This is a genomic window from Bacillus sp. Au-Bac7, from assembly GCF_021341655.1.
In the GTDB taxonomy this organism is placed as follows: domain Bacteria; phylum Bacillota; class Bacilli; order Bacillales; family Cytobacillaceae; genus Niallia.
The window spans coordinates 1,501,580-1,517,911 of record NZ_JAJTTG010000001.1; the positions used below are offsets into that span (position 1 = coordinate 1,501,580).

Below are 16,332 nucleotides of genomic sequence, written 5' to 3' on the forward strand. Positions count from 1 at the left end.
ATTTGAAACGATGGATGTAAACAAGCCCTTATTTAAGCTTATGCACCGCTTCAATAAAAATGTCTCCTCTGACTTCAAAAGTTTTGTATTGATCCCAGCTTGCACATGCTGGTGACAGAAGGATAACATCGCCTTCCTCAGATAGCTGGAAAGCAGCCGGTACAGCTTTGTCCACATTATCGACACGTTGGATAGTTTTTATTCCTGCCTCTTTGGCAATTCGCTCCAGTTTTTCAGCAGTTTGGCCAAACGTAATCATCGCCTTGACATTTTTAAGGGACGGAATGAGCTCATCAAACTCATTGCCTCTGTCTAAGCCTCCAGCAAGAAGAATGGTAGGTGCCGTAAACGCTGCAAGCGCATTTTCCGTCGCAAGGATATTCGTTGCTTTTGAATCATTATAAAAGCGTCTCCCTTGGATCTCATCAATGAACTGCAATCTGTGTTTTACCCCTTTGAATGAGCTCAATACACGGTGAATGCTGTTATTGTCAACACCAGTCAGCTTCGCTGCAGCAATGGCAGACAAAATGTTTTCCAAATTATGAGCGCCAGGCAATACGATATCCTTAACCTCAATCACTTTTTCATCATGGAAGTAAATAGAACCATCTTTTACAAATGCTCCGAATTCAAGGGGCTTTGCTGTTGAAAAAGGAATGATGGTTGCTTTGCTTCTGCGGGCAATATCCATTACCACCTCTTGCTCCACATTGACAATAAGGTAATCATGCTCATCCTGGTTGTTTGTAATATTACCCTTCGCTTTTGCATACTCATCCCTAGTGCCATGGTAATCCAGATGGGCATCATAAATATTCGTAATAATCGCGACTTTCGGCTTGAATTGATCAATCCCCATCAGCTGGAATGATGAAAGCTCAATAACAATTTGATTGTCGGCTTCTGCTTTTTGTGCGACATCTGCAGCAACAGTTCCAATATTCCCCGCAATCAGTGGCTTTTTGCTGGCAGCCTCAAGCATCTCAAACAATAGGGTAGTTGTCGTTGTCTTGCCATTTGAACCAGTAATCGCAAGAAAAGGAGCCTCAGAAACCTTATAAGCAAGCTCCACTTCTGTAATGATGGGAATCCCTTTTTCTACAGCTCTTTCAACCATTGGGTTATAGTATGGAATACCAGGATTTTTCACAATTAATTGAAATCCTTCCTCTAATAGCTCCACAGGGTGACTGCCGCATATAACCGTAATCCCCTGCTCCAGCAATTCTTGCGCCTCAGGATTTTCTCCAAGTGGCTTGCTGTCGTTCACAGTCACAAACGCCCCTAATTTATGCAAAAGAGAAGCAGCGCTAACGCCACTTTTCGCAAGACCTAATACAAGTACCTTTTTATGATGATAATCAGTGATATGTTTCATTTTTATAACCACACCTCAATATAAATTCCTAATACTGCAAACAGCAATCCTACACTCCAGAATGTCACAACAACGCGCCATTCTGACCAGCCTACAAGCTCATAATGATGGTGAAGCGGGCTCATTCGGAAAATCCTTCTTCCTGTTGACTTAAAGGAAATTACTTGAAGGATAACTGACAATGTTTCGATAACAAAGACTCCCCCGATTAGAATAAGCAAAATTTCCAGCTTCGTTAAAATAGCGATTGCCGCAATTGCTCCTCCTAAAGCTAATGAACCTGTATCTCCCATAAATACCTTCGCAGGATGGGCATTGAATACTAAAAAGCCTAAAACAGCACCGACAATTGCCACAGAAAAAATGCTGATTTCAAACTGTGACTGGCTCCATGCAAGTACCGCAAACGCACCAAAGCTTATGGCAGAGGTTCCGGACACTAGTCCGTCTAAACCGTCTGTAAGGTTGATTGCATTTGAAAAACCTACAAGCCAGAAGACGATGAATACAACATAAAACCAACCGAGATCAAATGATTTATCAATCAGCGGAATATTGATGCTTGTTGAGAAATCATTTTGCATCAGCACAAAATAGAAAATAACGGAAATAACAATTTGACCTAAAAGCTTTTGTCTGGAAGTTAATCCTAAATTCCTTTTCATCACAACTTTAATAAAATCATCCAAGAAGCCAAGCAATCCGAATCCTAACATAACAAAAAGGAGCATGTATGTTTTCATAGTCGGCTCTGTAAACTTATAAGTCATTACGAGTGTTGTTACGACAACAGATAATAAAATCATCAGACCGCCCATTGTTGGCGTCCCTGATTTCTTCTGATGGGATTTTGGGCCTTCCTCTCTAATGCTTTGTCCGAATTTCAGCCTTCTCAAGAAGGGAATAAAAACTGGTGAAGTAAGAACCGTTATTAAAAACCCTAATATTATTGTAAAAAAGATAACTTTCTCCATCATGTTCATTCCCCTCCTTTCACAGCGCCAAGCACATTTTTGATTACAGCTCCGTCGTATGTTTCCAAGGCCTTCGCGCTTTTGTCTTTTGCATAAATAAATTTAGCTTGTTGTTGTCCATTTAAGTTTTGTTCATATAGTTCGATCATTTTGTATAAGCCTTTCTTTATATCATTTGTATAGAATATTGGAAAATGATTTGGTGTATAGGATGGTATTTCTTCTTCTTTGTCCCATATTGCTCCTATTGCACCATTTGCAATTGCTGTGGACAAATCCCCGGACTCTTTGCCATACAAGGGCGCAAACAGTCCTTTAGTCTGCTGTTCATCACTGAAAAAAGAAACCGTCAAAAAGTTTATCTCTTCATTTGCGTATCCTTTCGCATCAGGAATTGCCTGCAGAATAGTTTTATAGGACAGTGTCATTTTTTCACTCCTAATATCGCCTCTTTCGCTACAAGGCGGTCATCAAAGTCAAAAGTTTGTGCTCCTATTTGCTGATACGTTTCATGCCCTTTACCTGCAATTAAAATAACATCATTTGCTTTTGCAGTCTTAACCGCATGATCAATAGCTTCTTTTCTGTCGGCAATGACGTTATATTCCTTGCCAGGAACGCCTGAAACCATGTCTTTCAATATTTCAAGCGGGTCCTCGCTTCTTGGGTTGTCGCTTGTAAATATAGCATGGTCGGCATATCTGCACGCTATCTCTGCCATTAAAGGACGCTTCGTTTTATCTCTGTCACCGCCGCAGCCGACAACAACATGAATATCACCTTTTGCAAACTCTTTAATGGTTACAAGGGCATTTTCAAGACTGTCTGGTGTATGAGAATAGTCGACGATAACAGAAAAATCCTGACCTGCATCAACTGTCTCAAATCTGCCTGACACACCCTTTACTGATTCAAGGGCGGAAATAGCCGTTTCCATTGGAATGCCGCTCACAAACGCTGCTGCAATACTCGCTAAAGCATTATATACACTAAATTTGCCGACCATTTGCAGGGAAACGGCATAGCTTCCTGCAGGTGTTATTAATTCAAACTTCGTTCCACCTGCATCGATATGTATATCCTTCGCCATGATGTCTGCATCTTTGTCAATTCCATACGTAACGACAATTGCTGCTGTCAGTTTTTCATATTCTTCACTTGCAGCATCATCCTTGTTCAAAACAGCATATTTCGGATGTTTTGTTGAATAAACATTGCCCAGCCTTGTGAATAACAAGCCTTTTGCTCTTCTGTATTCATCCATCGTGCCATGGAAATCTAGATGATCCTGTGACAAGTTCGTAAACACTGCCACATCATAATCGCAGCCAAACACCCTGCCTTCATATAAGGCATGGGAAGAAACTTCCATCACGGCAGTATCCACCTGTTTTTCTGTCATTTGATGAAAAATCTTTTGTAAAGTTACTGCTTCTGGTGTAGTGTTTTTTGTTTCCTGAATTTCATTGTCTATTTTTGTATACATTGTTCCAATGATACCTGTACGTCTATTAGCCTTTTGCAGGATTGTCTCAATCAGATGGCTTGTTGTTGTTTTGCCATTTGTTCCTGTTATGCCGATAAGCTTTAGCTTTTGTGTTGGATGACCATAGAACGCGTCAGCAAGAATGCTGCTCGCCCTTTTCGTGTCCTTCACAATAATGACCGGTATGTCAAAGTCTTCGGCTAATTCTCTTTCTGCAAGGATAGCAGCGGCACCTGCCTCATAAGCCTTATGAGCAAAATCATGTCCATCGACAGTAAATCCTTTGATGCAGATGAACAAGCTGCCTTGACCCACTTTGCGGTTATCATTTTCAATTGAAGTGATTTCTGCATCTGTTCCATTATATAAAGCATATGGCCCTAAGCTTTTTAATAATTGTTTTAACTGCATGATTCAAATCCTCTTTTCTAATAAATCCATATGTACTCATTTTATTCATAAATACTAATATTATATCAAATGCATGACCAATGTTAGAAAATGCATTTTTTCTTAGCGTTTATATTTTACATGATAAAAAGGAATTGTGCCATCGTGTTCGGTTTTTTCTCCGTAATAATGAAAAATAAAGGCGGCGATTGTGCCGCCTTTATCTTAAAAGGTGTGGTTAATTATTATAGTATAAACGAATGGTTGAGCCGTCTTTTACCTTTGTTCCCGGCTCTGGCGACTGCTTGATAACAGTGTCTCCGCTTCCGCTCGGCTCAATCTTGAGGTTAAGGAAAACTTCACTGATTTCTTTTTTCGTCAGGCCTACTAAATCTGGAACTTCGATTAAAGGATTTTCTGGATATTTATATTCTTTTTCCAGCTGATCCTTCCTTTCCTTCACTCCAAGTGCGCGAAGGCTGTCACCCATGATGCTTCCTACAATCGGAGCTGCTACTACTCCACCAAATTGGACTGTACCTTTCGGATTATCGACCGCCACATACACGACAAGCTCAGGATCGTCTGCTGGTGCGAAACCGATAAAGGAAACAATAAAGTTATTCTCTAAATATTTTCCGCCAGAAGCTTTTTGGGCTGTTCCTGTCTTCCCGCCGACACGGTACCCATCTACAAAGGCTTTCCCCCCTGAGCCTTGGGCAACGACGCTTTCCAGCGCTTCCCTGATTTTTTTCGAAGTATCTTCGGATATTACCTTCCTTTTTGCAACTGGCTCCTTCTTCATAATGACTTCACCTGTGTTTGGGTCAATCAGCTCGCTTGCCACATATGGCGTGTACAATGTGCCACCATTGATGGCTGCTGATAATGCTGTCACCTGCTGGATAGGCGTTACAGCAACACCTTGTCCAAAGGCAGTTGTCGCAAGCTCAACAGGTCCGACCCTATCTAAGTTAAAAAGGATACCTTTCGATTCTCCCTGAAGATCAATTCCGGTTTTTTCGCCAAATCCGAAGCTGCGAATATATTTAAACAAAGTATCCTTACCCAGCTCTTGCCCTAACGATACAAATCCAGGGTTACAGGAGTTTTGGACAACTTCTAAAAAGGTTTGTGCTCCGTGCCCGCCGCGCTTCCAGCATTTCAGCTTCGTTCCATCGACATCAGCATAACCTGGGTCTGTAAATGTGTCTTTTTCCAAGTCTACCTTGCCTTCTTCTAAGGCTGCAGCAAGGGTAATAATTTTGAATGTCGATCCCGGCTCATATGCGCTCCAAATCGGCAAGTTTCGGTTAAAAACCTCTGATGAAACATTACGGAAATCTGCCGGGTCAAAGCCAGGTCTGCTTGACATCCCCATAATTTCACCTGTATTCGGATTCATCGCAATGGCGATTATGCTGTCTGGATTGTAAGTCTGTTCGGCGATATCCAGCTCCCGCTCTATAATTGTCTGCACTCTCGTGTCAATTGTCAGCTTCAAGTCGTTTCCGTTAACAGGGGCTTCGTAATCATCTGCCATATCATTCATCCTCTGCCCTTTAGCATCAGAATAATATTGCACAGACCCCTTCGAGCCTTTTAATTCATCATCATATTCCAGTTCAAGACCTATTAAGCCTTGATTATCTATCCCTGCAAATCCTAAAACATGTGACAAGTAGTTTCCGTAAGGATAAGACCTTTTAGAATCCTCTCCTATATACACACCGTCAATATCTAACGCTCTTACCTTTTTTGCCTTTTCGTGAGAAATCTTTCTGCCCTCAGGCAATCTGACACTCATTTCTTTTTGAATTAACTCTTTATATATCTTCTCCTTGTCCGCTTCTAGGACTACCGCAAGCTTTTCAGCAGCATCTGCTGGGTCCTTTAATTGCCGCGGAACAACATACACGGTTGGAGCACTGATATTTGTCGCTAATGCAACACCGTTCCTGTCAACAATTTCGCCTCGTTCCGGCTCAAAGGAAATTTGTCTGCTCCATAAGCTTTTCGCTTTGCTTGTCAATTCATCCCCAAGAAAAAATTGCACATACCCAAGTCTCAAGTCAATGATAAAAAAAATAGCAATGCCTACAATTAAAGCAATCGTCAACCGCTTACGAACGGTTACGTTTGAAACCCGCATCCATTTAGAACCTCCTTTTTCTATGGCTCGTTCCAATATATGCTTGTACACCTTTGTTTAGAATCAAAGACTATAGAAGTTGCAGGCATTTACCATCCCTTTACAAAAAAATAAGGCCCGCTGCATGCGGACCTTATTTTTTATTCTGGTTTTTTCAATTGTATCGTTAATGTATCATTTTCCTTGACTGTTTTACCTGCTTTTATGCTTTGCTTTGTCGCATAGCCGTTGCCGTTCGTTTTCAGCTTTAAGGACTGCAAGTCTGTCACTTTTAGTATATCTCGCAATGACCAGCCAATCATATCTGGCACAGTTCCTTTTCCGTCTGTCTTCACGACAATTTTTTCTCCTTCGAGATAACTTTCCCCTGCAGCAGGGAGCTGGTCTGTAATCGTGCTACCTTCACCTGTTACTACCAGTTCTAAACCAGATTTCTTCAGTTCTTTTTCCGCTACAGATGTGCTCATACCAGCAAGATCTGGGACATCAACTGTTTGCAGGGAACTGTCAGCAGTAGGCTGAATCTCCATATATTGAAGGCTGCTCTTCATAACAGATGTAAAGATTTCAGCAACAGGGTCAGAACCTGTTTGTGTTTCTTTCAATTCAGGCTGCTGAACTGCCACATACATAACAAGTTCTGGGTCGTCCTTCGGCGCCATTCCTAAAAAGGAGAAAACATAATTGCTGCTTCCTGTTAAATAGCCGCCGCCTGCTTTCGGAATGGAGGCCGTGCCCGTTTTACCGGCAACACTGTACCCATCAACATTATATTTTTTATAGCCTGTCCCTTTAGGATCTGTCACTACTGTTTCTAAAATGTCGCGAACTTCTTTTGCTGTAGCTGCTGAAATAGGTGTTCCGACAACCTCTGTTTTCACTTGTTTTACCACTTTATTCGTATTCGGATCAACAATCTTGTCAATTACATGTGGCTTGACCATTTTGCCGTCATTGGCAATGGCCGTTACCGCTTGGATTTGCTGAATAGGAGTCAAGGCTGTTCCTTGTCCATATGCAGTTGTAATTTTCTCAACAGGCCAAGTAAAGGCAATCGAGCTGTTCGCTTCATGCGGCAAGTCAATCCCTGTTTTTTGGTCAAGTCCAAAGTTTGTGATGTACTCTCGCAGCTTCTCAAAGCCAAGCTGTTCTTTCGCAATTTTTGCAAAGGCCACATTAGATGAGCGCTGAACTCCTTCTAAATAAGTTATTGATCCCCAGCCGCTTCCATTATGGTCATGGATTGTCTGCGAATTTTTTGTTACTTTGTATGAACCTGATTGATATTTTGCGTTTGCATCAAACTTGCCCTCTTCAATCGCCGCTGCCAATGTGAAGATTTTCATCGTTGACCCAGGCTCATAGGAAGTTTCGATTGCTTCATTATGCCAAGTAGCATTGATTCCTTCCAATGTTTCCGGGTCAAAGCTAGGCCGCTGGCTCATAGCTAAAATTTCACCAGTTTTTGGATTTGCCACAATCGCAATCATCTTTTTCGGATTATACTTCTCCTGCACCTTCGACATCGTATCTTCTAGGAAGGATTGAATTTTTTTATCCAATGTCAAATAGACGTCATCACCGTTCTGAGCAGGTGTTATATCTTCCTCTGAATCTGGCAGTATATATCCCCAAATATCCCGCTTATAATTTAAGTAACCGTCTTTACCTGTGAGAAGATTATTCAAGCTCTCTTCAATGCCCAGTTTTCCTGTAGCTGTATATTTACCTGTTGCCTCATCTTCCTTTTCCTCTACATACCCGATGACGTGGGAAGCAAATGTTCCATTAGGATAGAAGCGTTTTTTCCCTTCCACTATGAGAACACCAGGAAGCTTTAAGTCTTCAATTTTCTTCTTTGTTTCATAAGAAAGATTTTTACCTGCAGATCCGAATTCTACCTGCTTAGCTCCTTCTTTTGTCAAGATTCTATATATCTCTGATTCTTCCATATTAATATATTTAGCAAGCTCTTTAGCCGTTTTTTCTGGATCAGCCACATGAATTGGATTTTCAGTATCATTCTTGCTCAAAGAACTGTCTGTAACTGCTACAAGCTTATAGGATGACGCATCCTCTGCAATCACATCTTTATTTCTGTCATAAATCGTCCCTCTCGACGCTTCTAATACCATAGAGGAGCTGTATTTTTTTTCAGCTTCTTTTGCCAGCACCTCACCAGAGACTTTCCCTGTTGATTGAATGACGGCAAACCGGACGATTAAAATAAAAAAGAGCAGACAGAAAAATAAAAACAAGATGGCTGCTCCAAGGTTAATATTCTGCTGCTTTCGAATCATTTTTTATTGCACAACCTTTACATTATCTTTGCTAAAATCAAGGCCAAGTTTTTCTGCCACTTCCCTAATTCTTTCAAAGCTGCTCAAATCCTTCACTTCAATATCCAATTCCTTATTGGACTTCTCAAGCTTAGAAATCGAGCCTTCGGCAACTTGGATATCCTTGTTCACTTGATAAATCTCTGCTTGGTTGCTGACAATCTTCACACCGCCAATGCACAGCAATGCAACGAAAGCAATTCCAAGCAGTTTTTCTCCAGGAGATAATAATGATTTAGTTTGCTTTATTACCTTTTTAAATGTTTGTTTTTCTTCTTGCTGAAACTGTTCCTGCTGCAGCTTTCGCGCTAAATTGCTCATTTGTATACCTCCTAAAGTTTTTATAATTTCTCTGCAATGCGAAGCTTCGCAGATCTTGCTCTGTTATTTTCTTCAAGCTCTTCTTCAGACGGAACAATCGGTTTCCTAGTGATTAGCTTTAACTCTGGCTGAAACTCATCAGGAATGATTGGCAAACCTGGCGGTAAGTCAGGTAAATCGCTCGCCTTTTTAAATGCAGCCTTGCAAATTCTATCTTCAAGGGAATGGAAGGTAATGACACTTATTCTTCCGCCCTTATTTAACAATGAAATAGCTTGTCCAATGGAGTCTTCAAAAACACCCAATTCATCATTTACAGCAATTCTGATGGCTTGGAATACTCTTTTTGCCGGATGTCCGCCTTTTCGTCTTGCAGGTGCTGGAATTGCGTCTTTAATTAATTCAACAAGCTCCCCAGTCGTTTCTACAGGCTTTGTTTCCCTTGCCGCTTCAATCTTGCGGGCGATTTGCTTTGAAAATTTCTCTTCCCCATAACGGAAAAAGATTCTCACTAAATCTTCATACTTCCAATTATTAACAACTTCGTATGCAGATATATCTGCATCACTGTCCATTCTCATATCGAGAGGGGCATCATGGTGATAGCTGAAGCCTCTTTCTGGTGTATCTAGCTGAGGTGAGGAAACACCTAAATCGTAAAGCACCCCATCCACACCTGTAATTCCAAGATTATGTATTTCTTCCTTTAAATTGCTGAAGTTGCTTTTGACGATTGTCAGCTTGTCCTTATAGGGTTCAAGTTTTTTCTCTGCATTCATGATAGCTGTCTCATCTTGGTCAAAAGCAATCAGTCTGCCTTTGTCAGATAGTTTGGATAGAATCAGTTCACTATGTCCTGCTCCACCAAGCGTACAGTCGACATAAATGCCATCTGGTTGTATATTTAAGCCGTCAACGGCCTCATTCAGCAATACTGTAGTATGTTTAAACATGTTGTCCACCTGTCTATAGATTATTCTAAAAACCATTTTTAAATATCAAAGCCAATCATATTTTCTGCAATTTCTGCAAAAGAATCCTCAGATTCTGAAAAATATTCTTCCCAGAGTGATTTACTCCAGATTTCGATGCGATTGGATACACCTAAAATTATGCATTCCTTTTCCAGCTTTGCATACTGCACAAGCGGGGAAGCAATATTAATGCGCCCTTGTTTATCGAGCTCGCATTCTGTGGCTCCAGAAAAGAAAAAACGTGTAAAAGCCCGAGCGTCCTTTTTCGTTAAAGGCAGCGCCTTCAGCTTCTCTTCTATTATCTCCCATTCTGAGAGCGGGTAACCGAATAAACATTGATCAAGTCCGCGGGTTAGTATAAAGGTTTCCCCTAAATGGTCCCTAAATTTCGCAGGTACGATCAAACGACCTTTGGCGTCAACATTATGATGATATTCGCCCATAAACATACCTGCAACCCCCACTTTCTAACCTCAATGTACCACATTCCCCCACTTTCCACCACTGATACATAAATTCTATCTGTATTATGCATTTCCTGCAAGAGATATCCCTGTATTTTTATAAGCAAATTTTGCGGTTTCGCCTTTTATTTCGGCTGTTTTACTGAACATTTGAGGAAAAATGTTTGATTTTGCCTGATAAACGCAAAAAAAGCTGCCCTTTTTAACAGGACAGCTACAAATATTACAATTTAACAACCTTGTGGCTGCCGTCAAACTCCATCGGCAGCTTCAGTACATCTTCAAGGAAATGAAGACCAAAGTGATTCAAAAAGTAGAAAATATTCCATACACGCTCTTGCGGTATCCCGTCTGGCCTGATACATCGTTCAATTCGTGCATACTTATTTAAAATCACCTCATGCTTCGTCTTTAGGTCCATTTCCACCTTTTTAGCGAGGAAATCCACTTGATTAAGCAGGAGATTCTCATTCTTTTGAAGCAATGGCAGCATGCCTTTCATGGTTTTTTCCATTTCACTTTGCAAATCCTTGTATTTATTGGCAATGTCGGATTTCAGCTGAACAATAAGATCATCCACCTTATCATTGCTAACAGCTGCAAGGAACGAGTTGCATGCTTCCTCTGTGCCTGACTGTAATACATCTGCGAGCGTTAAACCAAGCTCTTCCATATCAGCTTCCACACATCTCTCAAGCAAGGTGATATTTAGACGCGGTACAATTGGCGGCATTTTAATATTCATTTGTTCAAAAGCCTGCTTCAGCTCGCCCCAATAAGCGATTTCCCCAGGACCGCCAATAAACGCAAGTGTCGGGAAAAGAAGGTCCTGCATGATTGGTCTTGTCACCACATTATTGCTAAGCTTATGAGGGAATTCACTTGCGATTTCCTTTAATTCCTCTAACGTAAAATGTACTGTCTGGTCTTTACCGACAAACAGACTTTTTTCTTCATCATATGTAAGCAGTATTCTCTCTGAATTTTCTTCATCATAATAGAACAAGTTGACAGGATTATCACTCATTTCAATAACTGTAGAATAGCCGCTTTCTTTAACAATCGTTTGCTGTTTTTGAACAGCTTCTCCTATTTCTTTAAACTGGTCTATCTGGTTTAAGAAAATTTCTTTTTCGAGAACACGTAATGCTTTATCACCTGAATCAACAATCAGTAAACCAAACTCCTGGAATAAGTGCATCACTAAATAGCTGAACAGGTCAACAAAAGTATGGGATGCATCAACTGCCTCTTTCACTAATACCAAGAGCTCTTTTGAATGCTCTGTTTCGCCATCAGCCTTGATTAGCTTCTCTGCCCATGCATAACAAATTTCTTTATCGAGCTCAATATCGGAGGCCATCTTCTTTTCCACTACCCTTTGCGGGAATGTTTTTCTTTCCATTTTCTCTGCTCCAGGCACAAATACATGGTTTACTTCCAAATAATCATGATCTTCACCAGCAATCCAAAATACAGGAACTACAGGTATTCCAAGCTCACTACCCTTTTTTTCTGCAAGGAGAATGATGCTGATGATTTTATGTACAGAATAGAGCGGGCCTGTAAGTATACCAGCCTGTTGTCCACCAATGACAACAACACTGTTGTCCTTTCTTAAATTGGCGATATTTTGCTGGACTTTCTCTGATTGCGGAAAAGCTCTCATATAACCAGCAATATGATCAGCTAATTCATTTCTCATGAACTGTCTCTTCTCCAGTTCCTTCACCCTTTGAAAATAACTATCTTTATCACCATGATTATAATGATAAAAACCTTTCACTTTATCGTCCTGTGATAAATAATCTGTCACAAACTGATTCCCCGCTGGCAACGAGAGATTTACCATCTCCATTTATGTACTTCCTTTCTCATCAAAAAAGTTTTCATTTTTATTTATTATTTTATGTCGTCCGTGATTATTATATTGCTTAAAGAAAATAACCTATACTTTACATACATAGAGAGTATAGCATTCTCTTTAAAAAAAAGAAAAAGACTTTGCTTAAAAATTGTCTTTTTCTTTCAGATATGCTCATTAGCTATATGCCAAACTGTTTCATTACATAGTAGACGAGTCCGTATGCCATTAAAAAAAGATAGGCACAAAAAAAGAGCAGAAAGTTAATTCTCCAAAATCCTCGGAAGACTTTCTTATAAATAATTTCTTGTTTCACTTTCCAATGAAGGATCACAATGAAGACACCAATAAAAAGGATCACTAACAATATATAAGACAGCATGGACTTTCCCCAAATAGATATAATTAAAAAATGAACAGAAATGATAAAAAAGAGCGTGCTTATATCTAACGCAATATGTACAGATAATTTATGTTTTTTCGTCATTTGTTTACTGAGGATAAATATCAAAAGATAGCAAATAACTGGGAATGCAACGAAAAAACTAATGACTGCAGACGTAAATTGAAACATTATATCCCCCCTTTCCTTTCCTGCTCTTTGCCTTTTAGCATGGCATAATAGGCAGCGCATAACGGCAGATGTTTATTTGTCTGTGCAGCAATCTTCAACACATACCCTAAGATAGCATCAATTTCTGTCTCTCTCCCTGCCTCTATGTCCTTCAGCATAGAAGACTTATTTGCAGCTGTCTGCTTAATAACCTTCCAAACGTACTGTTTGCATGTCTCTTTTTTTTGTTCATTCCAGCCGAAGGTATCCGTTATCTCTGCTAAAAAAGGTGCTAGAAGTCGTTTATAGTGAGGATTTTCGAGTAGCTGGCCATTAGTCACTTCCAAAATGCTTGTCAATGTATTAACCAAACAGTTTACTACCAGTTTTTTTTGCATCATCCATATCGGGTCTGGCTGAATCTGCACCAAAAATCCTGGAATACTGTCCTGCTCTAGAATAGTGCCTGTCAGATTCAAACGGACTTGGTCTTTAAATGGTAGACTAGCAATTTGAATCGTCCCGATTCCGGTGTGTCTAATAGAAGTGCTGTCGAGCTTCATCACACCATGCTCTACAATCCCAACATATAATTCTTCCACTGCCAAACTATTTAGTGCTTCCAGGTGAGCCATTCCATTTTGCAGAAACAAAAGCCCTCTGATTTCGGATGACAGTTCCGTCACTTTTTTCATCACAGGCAAAAGCTGATACTGCTTAACAGTTATGATGGACAGATCTCCTGCTCCATCCCAATTTTCAAATAATTCTACCGTAAAATGATGCTGTTCTTCTTTATTCGCCAAAAAGAGGGTCAGTCCCTTTTCCCTTAATTGTGCTTTTTGGCTTTGTGTGCGGACAAATACGGTTACATCATGTTTTGGTGCTAAATAAGCTGCACAAAGCAAGCCAATAGCCCCACCGCCGATAATGCTTATTTTCATTTCAACACCTTTTCCCCTGTATTCTTTATTATTCTGTAGTACCATCTTAACATTTTCCAGCTAAATTAGTAGCAATTAAGACCAAAGTACCTATAAATATAAAAGATGTAAAGCAAAAACAGTTCCATATGATCAGAAAAAATAATTATGAATGAAAAATTTTATAGGGAGATATATCCATTTAGACGAAAAAGCCCCCTTGAATCCTTTTGCAAAGAAAGGTTCAAGGGGGCAAGACCATGTTGCTTTTGTTAAGCGTTTTGTTGTTTTTCTTCTTCTTTAAATACAACCATTTTACGAGCCTTTTCCATCAAATCAACAAGCGCTTTATAGGCTTCATCCATTGTTTGCAATTCCTTTTGGAGCTTTTGGTTCTCATTGTGCAGCTCACTAATTTTTGCTTCAAGTTCAGCAGTCTCTTTAACAGCTGCATTATCAAGCTTATGATGTTCTTCAAGCTGTAAAGATTTTTGATATATATCTTTTAAATATTCTAAAATTTCTTCAAAGTTTTTCGTTTCAACAGGCTCTGGCTGACCGCCTATGAAAGAAACTTCTTCCACTGGCTCTTCCACAAGAACAAAACCTTTTTTTAACTGCTTTCTTTGGCTCTTTGCTAATTCAATAGCTGATTTATATTGTTTGCGCACATATGAATTCCAGCGGAATCCGCATGCTGCACTTGTTCTTGTTAATAGCTTTCCTACTTCCTCGAACGCTTGAAGCTGTGTTCCACCTTCTCTAATTAAACGGAGTACTACTTCTGCTAGCAGTATATCTTCATCTTTTGACCAAGCATCTTGTCTTGTTGTTGACATCAGCTAAATCCCTCCTAGTGTTTTTTATTCATACATATGCGTATACTAGAAAAGATAGACTGATATTTAGTCTTTTAGAAAAAAAATATTTAAAATCACACTAGAACAAAACAAGACTTGTCTTAACTAGACTAGTTATTGGCCTAAACCTGCATTTCACAAAGAATCTACTCTGAAATTTTCTAAAAAGCTAGTCTATCACAGCAACGCTTTTGCGAGTTCGTTCTCTGATATAACTTTAATTCCTGCCCTTCTTAATAGCGCTGTTGTAATTCCTGCTCCCTCATGCTGTATCCCTTCAAAATTACCATTGTATATATAGCTGCTACCACAAGATGGGCTAGACTCTTTAAGAACGACTGTACTCGCCTGCAGCTGCTTCACAACAGCCAGTGTTTTAAAGGCACCATCTACATATAAATCTGTAACATCATTCCCACTTTTATCTATTACAATTGCATGACCATCGAGCACATCATAGCCATTGCCGCCTTTAATTTCACAGGGCTCTCTTGGTGTCTGAAAACCTCCCAGCAATTCTGGACAAACGGCAATCGCCTCTTTTTTGTCAATCAGCTCTTTAATCTTTTCATTAAGACTATGCGACCCGTTATATCTTACCTTCAACCCTGCTAAACAGGAACTGACCACAATCACGCCAAAGCTGCCTCCTTCGTCACTACTATTTAATACCTCTATTATACAAATAACTAAGTGTTTTTTTCTCCTAAGATTAACTTAAGCACAAAAAAAGCACCGGACTATTTGTCCGGTGCTTTTTTCAAAGGAAAATTAGTTGCTTACAACTTCTTTACCTTTGTATGTTCCGCAAGCGCTACATACGCGGTGAGCAAGTTTCATTTCACCACAGTTAGGGCATTCTACCATACCAGGCACTTGTAATTTAAAATGTGTACGACGTTTTCTTTTTGCAGTTTTAGATGTTCTTCTAAAAGGTACAGCCATTCTTCCCACCTCCTTAAAGAGTATTAAGAAAGTCTTGAGAGCAGATACAATCCATTCTCAGGTTTTCTTGTTTGTCCAAGCATAAAGCAAGGAGCTTTACTCATTTTCAAAAAATTTCGCAAGTCCTGCAAGCCGAGGATCAACTTTCTCCTTCTTCTCTTGCTCATGGATAACTTCCCAGTCCTTACCGGATTGAGGAGCACCCTCTTCTGTACTGTCTTCACAGAAGACTTGCATTGGTACTTCAAGTAAAAGTATTTCTTCTATAATTGGCAATAAGTCAATTACATCGCCCTTTACTTGATGAACTTCCTCTTCTCCTGTTTCATAATCCGGAACATTCAAAAGGAAAGTTTCAGTCGTTTCTACATTAATTGGATAATCCACGTCTACTAAAGTACGAGAGCAAGGTAATACTAAATGACCTTGTATTTTTAAATGAAAAGTCACTTTCTTTGAATCAATATCTGTTCTTCCTGTAATATGCATAGGAGATACACGCCTGATGGAGGAATCAACTTCCTTAATTCCATCTGCGTTGATTGTTTCATCAATAGATAGTCCCTTACTTCGGTATTTTTGTAACTGGCTTAACGTCCATTTCATATATATCACCCCAAGGCAACAAAGGTAATTATAGCTTTCATATAATTATTTGTCAATATTTTTTCTTTACACTATCTTTGCTTTTCCCTTTTATACTTAA

Annotated in this window: 16 protein-coding genes; all 16 read right to left on the reverse strand. The window is 39.7% G+C overall.

Going from position 1 to position 16,332, the window contains the following annotated elements; genetic code table 11:
* Positions 1 to 28: 28 nt before the first annotated feature.
* Positions 29 to 1,381, reverse strand: coding sequence for a UDP-N-acetylmuramoyl-L-alanine--D-glutamate ligase (gene murD, locus LXM54_RS07815; protein WP_233314499.1), 1,353 nt, complete (start codon positions 1,379 to 1,381; stop codon positions 29 to 31).
* Positions 1,382 to 1,383: 2 nt separating this feature from the next.
* Positions 1,384 to 2,358, reverse strand: coding sequence for a phospho-N-acetylmuramoyl-pentapeptide-transferase (gene mraY, locus LXM54_RS07820; RefSeq protein WP_233314500.1), 975 nt, complete (start codon positions 2,356 to 2,358; stop codon positions 1,384 to 1,386).
* A gap of 2 nt (positions 2,359 to 2,360) precedes the next feature.
* On the reverse strand, positions 2,361 to 2,783 hold the full coding sequence (locus LXM54_RS07825; protein WP_233314501.1) for a hypothetical protein: 423 nt from the start codon (positions 2,781 to 2,783) through the stop codon (positions 2,361 to 2,363).
* On the reverse strand, positions 2,780 to 4,252 hold the full coding sequence (locus LXM54_RS07830; RefSeq protein ID WP_233314503.1) for a UDP-N-acetylmuramoyl-L-alanyl-D-glutamate--2,6-diaminopimelate ligase: 1,473 nt from the start codon (positions 4,250 to 4,252) through the stop codon (positions 2,780 to 2,782). The genes LXM54_RS07825 and LXM54_RS07830 overlap by 4 nt, the downstream gene beginning before the upstream one ends.
* A 217-nt stretch (positions 4,253 to 4,469) precedes the next feature.
* Entirely contained in the window at positions 4,470 to 6,383 is a 1,914-nt protein-coding gene (locus tag LXM54_RS07835; protein WP_233314505.1) for a stage V sporulation protein D, read from the reverse strand.
* Between the two features lie 140 nt (positions 6,384 to 6,523).
* Positions 6,524 to 8,683 carry a penicillin-binding protein gene (locus LXM54_RS07840; RefSeq protein ID WP_233314507.1) on the reverse strand — a complete coding sequence of 720 codons (2,160 nt, stop codon included), beginning with the start codon at positions 8,681 to 8,683 and terminating at the stop codon, positions 6,524 to 6,526.
* Between the two features lie 3 nt (positions 8,684 to 8,686).
* The gene (ftsL, locus tag LXM54_RS07845; protein ID WP_233314509.1) at positions 8,687 to 9,043 is read right to left on the reverse strand and encodes a cell division protein FtsL; all 357 of its coding nucleotides are present in this window, start codon (positions 9,041 to 9,043) and stop codon (positions 8,687 to 8,689) included.
* Between the two features lie 20 nt (positions 9,044 to 9,063).
* Positions 9,064 to 9,996, reverse strand: a complete 933-nt coding sequence (gene rsmH, locus LXM54_RS07850; protein WP_233314510.1) for a 16S rRNA (cytosine(1402)-N(4))-methyltransferase RsmH — start codon at positions 9,994 to 9,996, stop codon at positions 9,064 to 9,066.
* A gap of 38 nt (positions 9,997 to 10,034) precedes the next feature.
* Positions 10,035 to 10,466, reverse strand: a complete 432-nt coding sequence (gene mraZ, locus LXM54_RS07855) for a division/cell wall cluster transcriptional repressor MraZ (protein WP_233314511.1) — start codon at positions 10,464 to 10,466, stop codon at positions 10,035 to 10,037.
* A gap of 238 nt (positions 10,467 to 10,704) precedes the next feature.
* Positions 10,705 to 12,339 (reverse strand): bacillithiol biosynthesis cysteine-adding enzyme BshC, encoded by a 1,635-nt coding sequence (gene bshC, locus LXM54_RS07860; RefSeq protein ID WP_233314512.1) that lies wholly within the window; start codon positions 12,337 to 12,339, stop codon positions 10,705 to 10,707.
* 187 nt (positions 12,340 to 12,526) lie between these two features.
* Positions 12,527 to 12,919 carry a DUF3397 domain-containing protein gene (locus tag LXM54_RS07865; protein ID WP_233314513.1) on the reverse strand — a complete coding sequence of 131 codons (393 nt, stop codon included), beginning with the start codon at positions 12,917 to 12,919 and terminating at the stop codon, positions 12,527 to 12,529.
* Complete coding sequence (locus LXM54_RS07870; protein WP_233314514.1) at positions 12,919 to 13,842, reverse strand: 2-dehydropantoate 2-reductase; 924 nt, start codon at positions 13,840 to 13,842, stop codon at positions 12,919 to 12,921. The genes LXM54_RS07865 and LXM54_RS07870 overlap by 1 nt, the downstream gene beginning before the upstream one ends.
* Positions 13,843 to 14,093: 251 nt before the next feature.
* Positions 14,094 to 14,660, reverse strand: coding sequence for an RsfA family transcriptional regulator (locus LXM54_RS07875; protein ID WP_233314515.1), 567 nt, complete (start codon positions 14,658 to 14,660; stop codon positions 14,094 to 14,096).
* A 198-nt stretch (positions 14,661 to 14,858) separates the two neighbouring features.
* Positions 14,859 to 15,317: a DUF523 domain-containing protein gene (locus tag LXM54_RS07880; protein ID WP_233314517.1), complete on the reverse strand. Its 459-nt coding sequence runs from the start codon at positions 15,315 to 15,317 to the stop codon at positions 14,859 to 14,861.
* A 135-nt stretch (positions 15,318 to 15,452) separates the two neighbouring features.
* Entirely contained in the window at positions 15,453 to 15,626 is a 174-nt protein-coding gene (rpmF, locus tag LXM54_RS07885; protein WP_016200993.1) for a 50S ribosomal protein L32, read from the reverse strand.
* 96 nt (positions 15,627 to 15,722) lie between these two features.
* Entirely contained in the window at positions 15,723 to 16,232 is a 510-nt protein-coding gene (locus tag LXM54_RS07890; protein WP_233314518.1) for a YceD family protein, read from the reverse strand.
* Positions 16,233 to 16,332: the final 100 nt, after the last annotated feature.

Bases quoted from the DNA above. Each gene is read 5' to 3' on its own strand.
- murD (WP_233314499.1), bottom strand. From the start codon at position 1,381: ATGAAACATATCACTGATTATCATCATAAAAAGGTACTTGTATTAGGT.
- mraY (WP_233314500.1), bottom strand. From the start codon at position 2,358: ATGATGGAGAAAGTTATCTTTTTTACAATAATATTAGGGTTTTTAATA.
- LXM54_RS07825 (WP_233314501.1), bottom strand. From the start codon at position 2,783: ATGACACTGTCCTATAAAACTATTCTGCAGGCAATTCCTGATGCGAAA.
- LXM54_RS07830 (WP_233314503.1), bottom strand. From the start codon at position 4,252: ATGCAGTTAAAACAATTATTAAAAAGCTTAGGGCCATATGCTTTATAT.
- LXM54_RS07835 (WP_233314505.1), bottom strand. From the start codon at position 6,383: ATGCGGGTTTCAAACGTAACCGTTCGTAAGCGGTTGACGATTGCTTTA.
- LXM54_RS07840 (WP_233314507.1), bottom strand. From the start codon at position 8,683: ATGATTCGAAAGCAGCAGAATATTAACCTTGGAGCAGCCATCTTGTTT.
- ftsL (WP_233314509.1), bottom strand. From the start codon at position 9,043: ATGAGCAATTTAGCGCGAAAGCTGCAGCAGGAACAGTTTCAGCAAGAA.
- rsmH (WP_233314510.1), bottom strand. From the start codon at position 9,996: ATGTTTAAACATACTACAGTATTGCTGAATGAGGCCGTTGACGGCTTA.
- mraZ (WP_233314511.1), bottom strand. From the start codon at position 10,466: ATGTTTATGGGCGAATATCATCATAATGTTGACGCCAAAGGTCGTTTG.
- bshC (WP_233314512.1), bottom strand. From the start codon at position 12,339: ATGGAGATGGTAAATCTCTCGTTGCCAGCGGGGAATCAGTTTGTGACA.
- LXM54_RS07865 (WP_233314513.1), bottom strand. From the start codon at position 12,919: ATGTTTCAATTTACGTCTGCAGTCATTAGTTTTTTCGTTGCATTCCCA.
- LXM54_RS07870 (WP_233314514.1), bottom strand. From the start codon at position 13,842: ATGAAAATAAGCATTATCGGCGGTGGGGCTATTGGCTTGCTTTGTGCA.
- LXM54_RS07875 (WP_233314515.1), bottom strand. From the start codon at position 14,660: ATGTCAACAACAAGACAAGATGCTTGGTCAAAAGATGAAGATATACTG.
- rpmF (WP_016200993.1), bottom strand. From the start codon at position 15,626: ATGGCTGTACCTTTTAGAAGAACATCTAAAACTGCAAAAAGAAAACGT.
- LXM54_RS07890 (WP_233314518.1), bottom strand. From the start codon at position 16,232: ATGAAATGGACGTTAAGCCAGTTACAAAAATACCGAAGTAAGGGACTA.